Source organism: Lonsdalea quercina subsp. quercina (genome assembly GCF_000688695.1).
Lineage (GTDB): Bacteria > Pseudomonadota > Gammaproteobacteria > Enterobacterales > Enterobacteriaceae > Lonsdalea > Lonsdalea quercina_D.
In genome coordinates this window covers 232,290-245,218 of the sequence record NZ_JIBQ01000002.1, presented here as the reverse complement: position 1 = coordinate 245,218, position 12,929 = coordinate 232,290, and the positions used below count along the sequence as shown (strand labels likewise).

Genomic DNA, 12,929 nt, shown 5'->3' with positions numbered 1-12,929 from the left:
AAAACGCTCAGTATGCACAAATCACGCTAAAAGCCCATTTTTAAAACCTGCCTTCTCGTTTCGTTTACAGGACAATTATTGATTAACGCGGCTAACAATGCCCATAATCAGCTAATAATTCTTCAGCCAGACTGCTAATCTCAAACAGTGATTGACGGCAATGATGGATAAATAATGATACAACCCACCGCGCTGGCTGACCGAATCGCCCGCCTGAGCCAAGCCCTCGAACACGGTCTGTACGAAAGACAACACGCCATACGCTTATGCCTGCTGGCCGCGCTTAGCGGAGAAAGCGTCTTTTTACTTGGGCCGCCGGGGATTGCGAAAAGCCTTATCGCCCGCCGGCTGAAATATGCGTTCAGAGACTCCCGGGCATTCGAATATCTGATGACGCGCTTTTCCACACCGGAAGAAGTCTTCGGACCACTGTCTATTCAGGCGCTGAAAGATGAAGGACGCTACCAGCGTCTGACCTCCGGCTACCTGCCGGAAGCGGAAATCGTTTTTCTGGATGAAATCTGGAAGGCGGGTCCGGCGATACTGAACACCCTGCTGACCGCCATCAACGAACGCCGTTTTCGCAATGGCGACAGCGAGGAGCCCATTCCCATGCGCCTGCTGGTCACCGCCTCTAACGAACTGCCGGAAGCCGACAGCAGTCTGGAAGCGCTGTACGACCGTATGTTGATCCGCCTGTGGCTCGGCCGCGTGCAAGATAAACAGAACTTCCGGGCCATGCTGACCACCAGCGGCGGGGAACGCGACAATCCGGTCAGCGACGCCCTCAGCGTCAGCGGCGAAGAGTATCTGCAGTGGCAATCACTCATCAATCAGATAGCGTTGCCGGATGCGTGTTTCGATTTGATTTTCCAACTGCGTCAGATGCTGGACTCGCAGGAAAATGCGCCCTATGTCTCCGATCGCCGGTGGAAAAAAGCCATTCGCCTGCTTCAGGCCTGCGCCTTCTTCAGCGGGCGGGACAACATCACGCCGGTAGATATCATCCTGCTCAAAGATTGCCTGTGGCACGACAACACCTCGTTCGATCTGGTGAAACAGCTGATGAATCAACTGATGACCGAGCACGCCTACCAGCAGCAGACGCTGCTTTATCGGCTTCAGCAGCTCAATCTCGAACGGCAGCAGTATGAACAGCAGCAGAGTGAATTGCAGGCCTTTAAGGTAGAAAAACAGGGGAATTTCTTTGCTCGCAAGCCGCACTATACGCTGCCTGAAACCATTGCTGACGAGACACTGACGCTGGTACTGCAAACCCCGCTGGTACTGAATGACCGAACGGTCACCCATCTGGTCTTCGAGACCAAGGCGTTGTCACACTGGCTGAATGCCGGAGGAGAAATCCGCGCCAAACTCAACGGCCTTGGATTCGGACAACGCATCGATATGAAAGTCGACGACGCCCAGCATCTGGTGGTCCATGACATCAGCCTCCAGAGCACCACGCTTTCACTGCCGGACAAAAACAACATCAAGCTGCCCGAGTCTTTGGTACAGCAGTACGACACGCTAAAACTCCAGCTCAAGGAACAGCAGCGCCGCTTCTCGCAGCATCAGCCTTGTCTGTTCATCCCGAAAGAGTGGTTCGCGCGGATTGAAGAAAGCCTGCGGCTGGTCGATGAACAGATAGAACAGTCTCGACAGGAGTAACCCTTAATGCTGACGCTGGAATCGCTGGAGCTCCTGCTTTCTATTGATGAAAACCATCTCCTGGACGATATGCTCGTCACGCTGCTGTCGACGCCACAACTGGCGATGTTCTTCGAAAAGCATCCGCGACTAAAATCCGCCGTCATGAACGATCTCCCCAAGTGGAAAACGCTTTTGCAGCAGCGACTCCATACCACCGCGGCCCCGGAAGAACTCGAAAAGGAAGTGGAAGGCTACCAACAGGCGCTGGCCACCAGCCGCCATACTTTGCCATCCCGCATGCCGGAGCTGATGACCCTGCTGAAAGAAGTCAATTCGCCGTTTCTGGCTCAGGCGGACAAACTACGCCACTCGCCGGATGCCTCCGACCATGAGATGACCGCGGGATTACACGCGCTGTTTATCCAGCGCTGGCGCGCCAGCCTGACACAGCAGACGCTGGAACTGCATCATCGGATTGTCGATCAGGAGCGGGATACGCTTTTGGAGGAGTTGCAGCAGCGTCTCACCGTTACCGAATCACTGATTCCGGTGCTGGCGGAAAACGATACCGCCGCCGGTCGGCTATGGGATCTCAGCGCCGGAAAGCGCCTGACCCCGGCTCTGCAACCGCTGCTCGCCACCAGCGCCATCTTGCAGCAACAGCCCGAACTTCAGCAATTGGCGGAACGCCTGGGCCGCAGCAATGAAACCAAAACGGTGCTGAGTCAGACGACGCCGCTCGAAGCGTTCAAGGTGATGATTCGCGAGCCGTCCCTGACGCCGGAACAGGTCAGCGGTATCCACCAGAGTGACGATATCCTGCGGCTGATCCCGACTGAATTGTCGATGCTTGGCGTCGACGAACTGGAGTACGAGTTCTATCGCCGCCTGGCGGAACACCGACTGCTCACTTACCAGTTGCAGGGCGAAGGCTGGCGCGAAAAGATTCAGGAGCGTCCAGTCGTTCATCAAAATCAAGAGCAACAGCCACGCGGTCCCTTCATCGTCTGCGTGGATACCTCCGGCTCGATGGGCGGTTTTAATGAACGCTGCGCCAAAGCCTTCTGTCTGGCGTTGATGCGTATCGCGCTGGAAGATAACCGCCGCTGCTACATCATGCTGTTCTCGACGGGCGTCGTGAGCTACGAGCTGACGTCCGCCAATGGTCTGGACGAAGCGATTCGTTTCCTTAATCAGTCTTTCCGCGGCGGTACGGACATGGCGGACTGCATCGCCGCCCTGCTGGATATCATGGCCAGTCAGCAATGGCAGGATGCGGATGCCGTCATGATCTCGGACTTCATCGCCCAGCGTCTTCCCGAGCCGTTGATTGAGGAGGTGAGGCGGCGACAGAGTCAATATCACCATCGCTTTCATGCGGTGGCGATGTCCGATCACGGGAAACCGGGCATCTTAACTATTTTCGACCATATCTGGCGCTTCAACACCGGTCTGAAAAGCCGTTTGCAACGTCGCCTACACCACACGAAAAACTGAACGTCCGCTCGCTTTTTTCCGACGCTGCCGTGATAGACGTTGCTTCAACCCACCATTCGCAGTAAAACGCAGAAACAGACAACTATAGAGACGTGATATGGCCGACACCTATTCAATGGACGAACTCGACCGCAGTATCCTCGGCGCGCTGATGGAAAATGCGCGTACGCCCTATGCGGAACTCGCCAAGCAGTTCGCGGTCAGCCCCGGCACCATCCATGTCCGGGTAGAAAAAATGAAGCAGGCGGGCATCATCGTCGGCACGCGTCTGGACGTGAATCCTAAGCAGCTAGGCTACGACGTATGCTGTTTTATAGGCATTATCCTGAAAAGCGCCAAAGATTACCCCTCTGCGCTCGAAAAGCTGAATAACCTGGAAGAAGTGGTGGAAGCCTATTACACCACCGGCCACTACAGCGTGTTCATCAAGGTGATGTGCCGCTCTATCGACGCGTTGCAGGATGTACTTATCAACAAGATCCAGACCATTGATGAAATTCAGTCCACGGAGACCCTGATCTCCCTGCAAAACCCCATCATGCGGACCATCGCGCCCTGACCCTTTTTTCCTATCCCCCTATTATCCACAGGTAGATCCCACCAAAATCACAGCGTACAATGTCCCGTCTTTTAATCCGACGGGATCGTGTATGACCCATATCACTCTTATTAGCGGTAGCACGCTTGGCAGCGCGGAGTACGTCGCAGAGCATCTGGAAACCCTGCTGCAACAGGCTGACTTCTCCACCACGCTGTTGCATGGCCCTGAACTCAGCGAAGTGCCTACGCAAGGGTTATGGCTGGTGATCACCTCTACGCACGGCGCTGGCGACCTGCCTGACAATCTGAAAACGCTGTTTGAAGAAATAGAGGCGAGTAAACCCGATCTCTCGCAGATCAACTTCGGCGCTATCGGGATCGGCAGTAAAGAGTACGACACTTACTGTGGCGCGATCCTGACCGTCGATCGCGTTTTGCAGGATCGTGGCGCGAAAAGGATCGGTGAAATCCTCAAGATCGACATCACTGAACACGAAATACCGGAGGATCCGGCGGAAGAATGGCTGGGATCGTGGATTAATTTACTCAGATAATGCCTTTTTTTACACCTTTATCTGTGGATAAAACACGTTATATCACGGGTAAAACCGGTAGTTATCCCAATAACAACTGCAGGTTGTTTTCTGACCTGTGCATAAAGTCCCATTCAGATCCCAGCTTATACGGCGTGGGATCACCGATCTTTCACAGCTAATGATCCCGCTTAATCGGTTGATCATTCTCGCTTATTTTGGGTTATCCACAGATATGGTCGATCCTAATAAGAGATCTAATAAAGAGATCTTTAAATAAAAAGATCTTTCTTTAATTACCTGACGATCAACCGCGCTTGGTCGTTCGAACAAACTTGAGTAGAATCCCCCACCCCAGGGCCGTAACGATCGTTCGCAACCACGCGAGGTGCAGTACCATGTTTTATCCAGATCCTTTTGACGTCATTGTGATCGGCGGAGGTCACGCCGGCACGGAAGCCGCGATGGCTTCTGCTCGAATGGGACGTCAAACCCTTTTACTGACGCATAACATTGATACGTTAGGACAAATGTCATGCAATCCAGCCATCGGCGGGATCGGAAAAGGACATCTGGTCAAAGAGATCGACGCCATGGGCGGCCTGATGGCAAGCGCTATCGACCAAGCGGGCATTCAGTTTAGGATACTAAACATCAGCAAAGGGCCTGCGGTGCGTGCGACTCGTGCTCAGGCAGACCGCGTCCTGTATCGGCAAGCGGTTAGAACGGCGCTGGAGAATCAGGAAAACCTGACGATCTTCCAGCAAGCTGTTGACGATCTGATCGTGGAAAACGATCGCGTGGTGGGCGTCGTGACCCAGATGGGACTTAAATTCCGCGCTAAATCCGTCGTCCTGACCGTCGGGACTTTCCTTGACGGCAAAATTCATATTGGAATGGATAACTACAGCGGTGGCCGTGCCGGCGATCCGCCGTCCATTCCGCTCGCCAAACGTCTGCGGGAGTTGCCGCTTCGCGTCGGCCGTCTGAAAACAGGGACGCCGCCGCGTATCGACGCACGCACTATCGATTTCAGCGTGCTGGGGCAACAGCATGGCGATACCCCGATGCCGGTCTTCTCCTTCATGGGAAATGCCAGTCAGCATCCGGCGCAGATGCCGTGCTACATCACACACACCAACGAACGTACGCATGAGGTGATCCGTAATAATCTGGATCGCAGCCCGATGTACGCCGGCGTCATCGAAGGTATCGGTCCCCGCTACTGCCCTTCGATCGAAGACAAAGTCATGCGCTTCGCCGACCGCAATGCTCACCAGATTTTCCTGGAGCCGGAAGGGCTGACCAGTAACGAAATATACCCGAATGGCATTTCCACCAGCCTGCCGTTCGACGTGCAATGGCAGATTGTTCGCTCGATGACTGGGATGGAAAACGCACGCATTGTTCGTCCTGGCTACGCGATCGAATATGACTTTTTCGATCCGCGCGATCTCAAACCGACGCTGGAAAACAAATTTATCCACGGCTTGTTCTTCGCCGGCCAGATCAACGGCACGACCGGTTACGAAGAAGCCGCCGCTCAGGGCATGTTGGCGGGACTCAACGCCGCACGACTGGCCTTTGAGCAGGAAGGGTGGACGCCTCGTCGCGATCAGGCTTACATCGGCGTGCTGGTGGACGATCTCTGCACGCTGGGCACGAAAGAGCCGTACCGCATGTTCACTTCGCGAGCGGAATATCGTCTGATGCTGCGTGAAGACAACGCGGACCTGCGTTTGACCGAGCAAGGTCGACAGCTGGGCATGGTGGACGATGTGCGCTGGGCGCACTTTAACGAGAAGCTGGAGAGCATCGAAAAAGAGCGTCAGCGTCTGCGCGATGTTTTCGTCCACCCGCATTCTGAGCAGGTCGCCCAGATCAACACGCTGCTGAAAGCGCCGCTGTCGCGTGAAGCTAACGGCGAAGATTTGCTGCGTCGCCCTGAAATCGACTATGCGCTGCTAACCCAGCTGCCGATGTTCGCTCCGGCGCTGACCGATGCCAAAGCGGCGGAACAGGTCGAGATTCAGGTCAAATACGAAGGTTACATCGCCCGTCAGCTGGAAGAGATCGAGAAACAGCTACGTAACGAAAATACTTTGCTGCCGGCTGAGCTGGACTATCGTCAGGTCAGCGGACTCTCGAACGAAGTGGTCGCCAAGCTTAACGATCACAAGCCGGGTTCGATCGGCCAGGCGTCTCGTATCTCGGGCGTCACGCCTGCCGCCATTTCCATTTTGCTGGTGTGGCTGAAAAAACAAGGGATGCTGCGCCGCAGCGCCTAAAAGAGCGCGGCCGACCGCATGTCGTCGGCCGCGCTTCATCATGTCTATCAAGCTAACAGAACGAAAAACCAGGATTTTTGCGTGCTTACGAAATTAAACCACCTGCTGGACAGCGCTGGCATAACGTTGACCGATCGCCAGAAAACGCAGCTGATCCAGTATGTTGAACTGCTGAATAAGTGGAACAAGGCCTACAATCTGACTTCGGTGCGCGACCCCGACCAAATGCTGGTGCGCCACATTATGGATAGCCTGGTGGTAGAACCCCATCTGGAAGGGCAACGGTTCATTGATGTCGGCACCGGTCCCGGCCTGCCTGGCATTCCGTTGGCCATCATCCGTCCTGACTCCCATTTCGTTTTGTTAGACAGCCTGGGCAAGCGCGTACGCTTTCTGCGTCAGGTGCAGCATGAGCTGCAGTTGGAAAACATCGAACCGGTACAGAGCCGCGTAGAGGACTTCCCCGCAGAGCCTGCGTTTGACGGCGTCATCAGCCGCGCCTTCGCTTCGTTGCAGGATATGGTTGAATGGTGTCACCACCTTCCCGCGCGTCCCCAGGGGCGTTTTTACGCCCTTAAAGGCGTACTTCCCGACGACGAACTGCATGCGCTGCCTGACGGCATTTCCGCCGAGTCGATCGTGAAATTGAGCGTACCCGAGCAGGAAGGGGAACGACATTTGGTGATTTTGCGTCAGCTTTAATGTTGTTTTTTATCAAATAAGCACGAAGTAATTGCACTTTTCACCCGATAGTCAGGGCCGTGAGCGTGATAAATTAGCGGCCTCAGTAATTTTAATGTGATGTTACACAGCGGTGTCTTTAATGCATTTTGACGAGAAAGCGGGATGTGTCTTTTTTGAACAGCCTGACAATTTCGGTGCCGTTTTAAGTGACGGATATGTGTTAATGATGTGAGATAAAATTATCCGGAATGTCAATAACCGGTTTTCGCTGTGGTTTTGTTATGTTTGCTGAGTGTTGGTTTTTAACTATTTGAAATTAAATAAATAAAAATAGCTATTTTTGCTAAAGACAAAAAAAAAGCCGATCGTATATAAAACCCTGTAACGCGTTTTATGTGAGTAATATCACACAATGTAGCGGATTTAGTGCTGGTTTTATTAAAGTCGTGTTAACAGCCTAGTTAGTAAAAATAAGGCTTCTGAAATAAATTTAAATAATCGTTCACCTTTTGGCTACTTATTGATTGAATTCGCTTGGCTGAAACGTATAATTTGCTCGTTTTTTGCTGCTTGACTCGATGCTCTAAAGGCAGTTTTATACGACTTTATTCAGCATACCTCTGAGAAAAGGTACGGGGAGAGCAAGCGTCATGTCTGTACCCCTTTACAATGGGAAAGTCGCGCTGCATTCGTTGCTGATACAATGCGTGGTGATGTTGGCGTTGAGCGCTATTTTCGCCACGGTCAGCCAGAAAGCGGCGGTTTCCGCATTAGGCGGGGGATTGGCAGCCTGGTTGCCGAATATGGTGTTTATGCTGTTTGCCTTACGGCAGAACGTGCAGACACCGTCAGCAGGACGCATTGCCTGGTCATTTGCTGTGGGCGAGGCGCTGAAAATGCTCTTCACCATTGCATTGTTGGTGGTGGCGTTAGGCGGGTTCCATGCGGCGTTCCTTCCGCTTGGCCTGACATACTTGTCGGTGTTGGTTATCCAGATCGTGGCACCCGCTGTCATTAACCGTTACCGTAGTTAACAACAAAAAGGGTAAGAGACATCATGTCTGCTTCAGGAGAAATCTCTACTCCGCAAGAGTATATCGGCCATCATCTGACGCATTTACAGGTGGGTTCGGGCTTCTGGGCGATCAACATCGATTCGATGTTTTTCTCAGTCGCTCTTGGCATACTCTTTCTGGTTATCTTTCGTTCAGTCGCTAAAAACGCAACCAGTGGCGTGCCTGGCAAGCTGCAGACCGCAGTTGAGCTGGTCGTCGGTTTCGTAGATAGCAGCGTGCGTGATATGTATCACGGCAAGAGCAAATTGATTGCTCCTTTGGCGCTGACCATTTTCGTCTGGGTTTTCCTGATGAACTTTATGGACCTGCTGCCGATCGATTTGCTGCCGCAAATTTGGGCGAAGATTTATAGCGCCGCCGGGCACGATCCTGCCCATGCTTATTTGCGCGTGGTACCTTCTGCCGACGTGAACATTACGCTTTCAATGGCGTTAGGCGTTTTCATTCTGATTCTGTTCTACAGCATCAAAATGAAAGGCGTGGGCGGCTTTGTCAAAGAGCTGACACTGCAGCCGTTTAATCATCCTGTCTTTATCCCTATCAACCTGATTCTTGAAGGTGTCAGCCTGCTGTCCAAACCAGTTTCACTGGGTTTGCGACTGTTTGGCAACATGTATGCGGGTGAGTTGATTTTCATCCTGATTGCCGGCTTGTTGCCGTGGTGGTCTCAATGGTTGTTGAATGTCCCTTGGGCCATTTTCCACATCCTGATCATTACGCTTCAGGCTTTTATTTTCATGGTTCTGACGGTTGTTTATCTCTCGATGGCATCTGAAGAGCATTGATTTTCTTTCAACACAATAACGTTTTAACTGAAACAAACTGGAGACTGTCATGGAAAACCTGAGTGTGGATCTGCTGTACATGGCTGCCGCGTTGATGATGGGTTTGGCGGCTATCGGTGCTGCGATCGGTATCGGCATTCTGGGTGGTAAATTTTTGGAAGGCGCTGCACGTCAGCCCGATCTGATTCCTCTGCTGCGTACACAGTTCTTTATCGTAATGGGTCTGGTGGATGCTATCCCGATGATCGCTGTTGGTTTGGGTCTGTATGTGATGTTTGCGGTCGCCTAAGCAAGCTTGTGCTTGCCCGGTGATGGAACATCAACCATTTAACTTACGAAGAGGCATTGTGCTGTGAATATTAACGCTACAATCCTCGGCCAGGCCATTGCGTTTGTCCTGTTTGTCCTGTTCTGCATGAAGTACATATGGCCGCCGATTATGGCTGCCATTGAGAAACGTCAAAAAGAAATCGCTGACGGTTTGTCTTCTGCAGAACGCGCCAAGAACGATCTGAACCTAGCGCAGGCCAATGCGACCGATCAACTGAAGAAAGCTAAAGCGGATGCTCAGGTCATTATTGAGCAGGCGAATAAGCAGCGCGCTCAGATTCTGGAAGAAGCGAAAGTGGAAGCAGAAACGGAACGCAACAAAATTGTGGCGCAGGCCCAGGCTGAGATTGACGCCGAACGCAAGCGCGCTCGCGAAGAGCTGCGTAAGCAGGTCGCCTCGCTGGCTATTGCGGGTGCCGAGAGAATCATTGAACGTTCCGTGGATGAAGCTGCTAACAGCGACATCGTCGATAAACTGGTCGCTGAACTGTAAGGAGGAAGGGGCTGATGTCTGAATTTGTCACGGTAGCTCGCCCCTACGCCAAAGCAGCTTTTGACTTTGCCGCAGAACACCAGGCGGTTGAACACTGGCAGTACATGCTGGCATTTGCTGCAGAAGTAAGCCGAGATGAACTGATCGCTGAACTGCTTTCCGGCGCTGTCGCGCCGCAAACGCTGGCGAATACCTTCATCGAGGTATGCGGTGATCAACTGGATGATGCGGGCCAAAACCTGATTCGGGTTATGGCCGAAAACGGGCGTTTACCGGTGCTTCCTGAAGTACTGGAACAGTTTGTTCAACTTCGTGCGGCACAGGAATCGACAGTTGATGTCGATGTGATTTCTGCCGCGACGTTGAGCGAGCAGCAGCTATCCAAGATAGCGGTTGCGATGGAACAACGTCTGTCACGTAAAGTGAAGCTGAATTGCAAAATTGATAAGTCTGTTATGGCCGGCGTGATCATTCGCGCAGGCGATATGGTGATAGACGGCAGTATTCGTGGTCGTCTGGATCGTCTGGCAGACGTCTTGCAGTCTTAAGGGGACTGGAGCATGCAACTGAATTCCACCGAAATCAGTGAACTGATCAAGCAGCGGATTGCTCAGTTCAATGTTGTGAGCGAAGCTCATAACGAAGGTACTATCGTTTCCGTCAGTGACGGGATCATCCGCGTACACGGTCTGGCCGATGTCATGCAGGGGGAAATGATTTCCTTGCCCGGCAACCGTTATGCCATCGCACTGAACCTGGAGCGCGACTCCGTAGGTGCTGTGGTTATGGGTCCGTATGCGGACCTGGCCGAAGGCATGAAAGTAAAATGTACCGGCCGTATTCTGGAAGTTCCGGTAGGCCGCGGCCTGCTGGGCCGAGTGGTCAACACACTGGGTGCGCCTATCGACGGTAAAGGTCCGGTAGAGCACGACGGTTTCGCCGCTGTTGAGGCGATTGCGCCGGGCGTTATCGAACGTCAGTCTGTCGACCAGCCGGTTCAGACCGGTTACAAATCCGTCGATGCGATGATTCCGATCGGCCGCGGTCAGCGTGAGCTGATCATCGGCGACCGTCAGACCGGTAAAACCGCGCTGGCCGTTGATGCCATCATCAACCAGCGTGATTCCGGCATCAAATGTATCTACGTCGCTATCGGTCAGAAAGCATCCACCATTTCCAACGTGGTTCGCAAACTGGAAGAGCACGGCGCGCTGGCTAACACCATCGTGGTTGTGGCTACGGCTTCCGAATCTGCCGCTCTGCAGTACCTGGCGCCTTATGCCGGTTGCGCCATGGGCGAATATTTCCGTGACCGTGGTGAAGATGCGCTGATCATTTACGATGACCTGTCCAAACAGGCTGTCGCTTATCGTCAGATTTCTCTGCTGCTGCGCCGTCCGCCGGGCCGTGAAGCATTCCCGGGCGATGTGTTCTATCTGCACTCCCGCCTGCTGGAACGTGCTGCGCGCGTCAACGCCGAGTACGTAGAAAAATTCACCAACGGTGAAGTGAAGGACAAAACGGGTTCTCTGACGGCGCTGCCTATCATTGAAACTCAGGCTGGGGACGTTTCCGCGTTCGTACCGACCAACGTCATTTCCATTACCGATGGTCAGATCTTCCTGGAATCCACCCTGTTCAACGCCGGTATTCGTCCTGCGGTTAACCCGGGGATTTCCGTATCCCGTGTAGGTGGTGCGGCTCAGAGCAAGATCATGAAGAAACTGTCCGGTGGTATTCGTACCGCGCTGGCACAGTATCGCGAACTGGCGGCGTTTTCTCAGTTTGCTTCCGATCTGGATGATGCAACGCGCAAGCAGCTGAACCACGGTCAGAAAGTGACTGAACTGCTGAAACAGAAACAGTATGCGCCGATGTCTATCGCGCAGCAGTCTCTGGTGCTGTTCTCGGCAGAACGCGGTTATCTGGAAGACGTTGAGCTGTCTAAAGTGGGAAGTTTTGAAGCGGCGCTGCTGGCCTATGCCAGCCGTGAGCACGGCGAACTTCTGCAGCAGATCGACCAGACGGGTGCTTATAACGATGAAATCGAGGGTCAATTCAAAACTATCCTCGATACCTTTAAAGCAACCCAGTCCTGGTAATTGCCCGCGGTCTGCCTCACGGCAGACCGCTAGGCTATTGAGGAGAAGCTAAGATGGCCGGCGCAAAAGAGATACGTAGTAAGATCGGAAGCGTCCAGAATACGCAGAAGATCACTAAAGCGATGGAGATGGTCGCCGCTTCCAAAATGCGTAAATCGCAGGATCGTATGGTGGCCAGCCGTCCTTATGCTGAAACTATTCGCAAAGTGATTGGTCACCTTGCGTTAGGTAATTTGGAATATAGACATCCGTACCTGGAAGAGCGCGAAGTGAAGCGCGTCGGGTATTTTGTTGTGTCTACAGACCGTGGCCTGTGTGGCGGCTTGAATATTAACCTGTTCAAAAAGCTTCTGGCCGAGATGAAAGAGTGGGGCGACAAGGGCGTCGAAAGCGATCTGGCGCTGGTAGGGGCAAAAGGCGTCTCTTTCTTCAATTCCGTTGGCGGAAACATTGTCGCTCAGGTTACGGGTATGGGCGATACCCCCAGCCTGTCAGAATTGATCGGATCGGTAAAAGTCATGCTGCAGGCCTATGACGAAGGTCGTCTGGACAGGCTGTATGTGGTGAGCAACAAGTTCATCAATACCATGTCTCAGGAGCCTCAGGTTGTTCAGCTTCTGCCTCTGCCCCCGGCGGAAGACAGCACGCTGAAGAAGAAATCCTGGGATTACCTGTATGAGCCGGACCCTAAAGCACTGCTGGATACCCTGCTGCGCCGTTATGTGGAGTCTCAGGTTTATCAGGGCGTCGTAGAGAACCTGGCCAGCGAGCAGGCCGCGCGAATGGTTGCGATGAAGGCCGCCACCGATAACGGCGGCAATCTGATTAAAGAGCTGCAGTTGGTATACAACAAAGCTCGTCAGGCCAGCATCACTCAGGAACTCACCGAGATCGTCGGGGGAGCCTCCGCGGTTTAAGCAGGTTTACGAATTACGTATTGTCGAATTA

General features: G+C 53.1%; 13 protein-coding genes. All 13 read left to right on the top strand.

Features of this window, described 5'->3' with window-relative positions:
• Window positions 1–174: 174 nt before the first annotated feature.
• The 13 genes from ravA to atpG all read left to right on the top strand — a co-directional run bounded on the left by ravA (window position 175) and on the right by atpG (window position 12,898).
• Window positions 175–1,671 carry an ATPase RavA gene (gene ravA, locus SB13_RS01255; protein ID WP_026738616.1) on the top strand — a complete coding sequence of 499 codons (1,497 nt, stop codon included), beginning with the start codon at window positions 175–177 and terminating at the stop codon, window positions 1,669–1,671.
• A 6-nt stretch (window positions 1,672–1,677) separates the two neighbouring features.
• Window positions 1,678–3,150, top strand: a complete 1,473-nt coding sequence (gene viaA, locus SB13_RS01250; RefSeq protein WP_026738615.1) for an ATPase RavA stimulator ViaA — start codon at window positions 1,678–1,680, stop codon at window positions 3,148–3,150.
• 97 nt (window positions 3,151–3,247) lie between these two features.
• Window positions 3,248–3,709 carry a transcriptional regulator AsnC gene (asnC, locus tag SB13_RS01245; RefSeq protein ID WP_026738614.1) on the top strand — a complete coding sequence of 154 codons (462 nt, stop codon included), beginning with the start codon at window positions 3,248–3,250 and terminating at the stop codon, window positions 3,707–3,709.
• A 91-nt stretch (window positions 3,710–3,800) separates the two neighbouring features.
• Window positions 3,801–4,244, top strand: coding sequence for an FMN-binding protein MioC (mioC, locus tag SB13_RS01240; RefSeq protein WP_026738613.1), 444 nt, complete (start codon window positions 3,801–3,803; stop codon window positions 4,242–4,244).
• A 377-nt stretch (window positions 4,245–4,621) separates the two neighbouring features.
• Window positions 4,622–6,511 (top strand): tRNA uridine-5-carboxymethylaminomethyl(34) synthesis enzyme MnmG, encoded by a 1,890-nt coding sequence (mnmG, locus tag SB13_RS01235; RefSeq protein WP_026738612.1) that lies wholly within the window; start codon window positions 4,622–4,624, stop codon window positions 6,509–6,511.
• An 81-nt stretch (window positions 6,512–6,592) separates the two neighbouring features.
• Entirely contained in the window at window positions 6,593–7,213 is a 621-nt protein-coding gene (gene rsmG / locus SB13_RS01230) for a 16S rRNA (guanine(527)-N(7))-methyltransferase RsmG (protein WP_026738611.1), read from the top strand.
• A 632-nt stretch (window positions 7,214–7,845) separates the two neighbouring features.
• A complete protein-coding gene (gene atpI / locus SB13_RS01225; RefSeq protein ID WP_026738610.1) occupies window positions 7,846–8,229 on the top strand; it encodes a F0F1 ATP synthase subunit I in 384 nt (127 codons plus the stop codon).
• A gap of 23 nt (window positions 8,230–8,252) precedes the next feature.
• A complete protein-coding gene (gene atpB, locus SB13_RS01220) occupies window positions 8,253–9,056 on the top strand; it encodes a F0F1 ATP synthase subunit A (protein ID WP_026738609.1) in 804 nt (267 codons plus the stop codon).
• A gap of 49 nt (window positions 9,057–9,105) precedes the next feature.
• A complete protein-coding gene (gene atpE / locus SB13_RS01215; protein WP_005976545.1) occupies window positions 9,106–9,345 on the top strand; it encodes a F0F1 ATP synthase subunit C in 240 nt (79 codons plus the stop codon).
• Between the two features lie 63 nt (window positions 9,346–9,408).
• Window positions 9,409–9,879: a F0F1 ATP synthase subunit B gene (atpF, locus tag SB13_RS01210; RefSeq protein ID WP_026738608.1), complete on the top strand. Its 471-nt coding sequence runs from the start codon at window positions 9,409–9,411 to the stop codon at window positions 9,877–9,879.
• Between the two features lie 14 nt (window positions 9,880–9,893).
• Window positions 9,894–10,427 carry a F0F1 ATP synthase subunit delta gene (gene atpH / locus SB13_RS01205; RefSeq protein ID WP_026738607.1) on the top strand — a complete coding sequence of 178 codons (534 nt, stop codon included), beginning with the start codon at window positions 9,894–9,896 and terminating at the stop codon, window positions 10,425–10,427.
• Window positions 10,428–10,439: 12 nt separating this feature from the next.
• Entirely contained in the window at window positions 10,440–11,981 is a 1,542-nt protein-coding gene (atpA, locus tag SB13_RS01200; RefSeq protein ID WP_026738606.1) for a F0F1 ATP synthase subunit alpha, read from the top strand.
• A gap of 53 nt (window positions 11,982–12,034) precedes the next feature.
• Complete coding sequence (gene atpG, locus SB13_RS01195) at window positions 12,035–12,898, top strand: F0F1 ATP synthase subunit gamma (RefSeq protein WP_026738605.1); 864 nt, start codon at window positions 12,035–12,037, stop codon at window positions 12,896–12,898.
• Window positions 12,899–12,929: the final 31 nt, after the last annotated feature.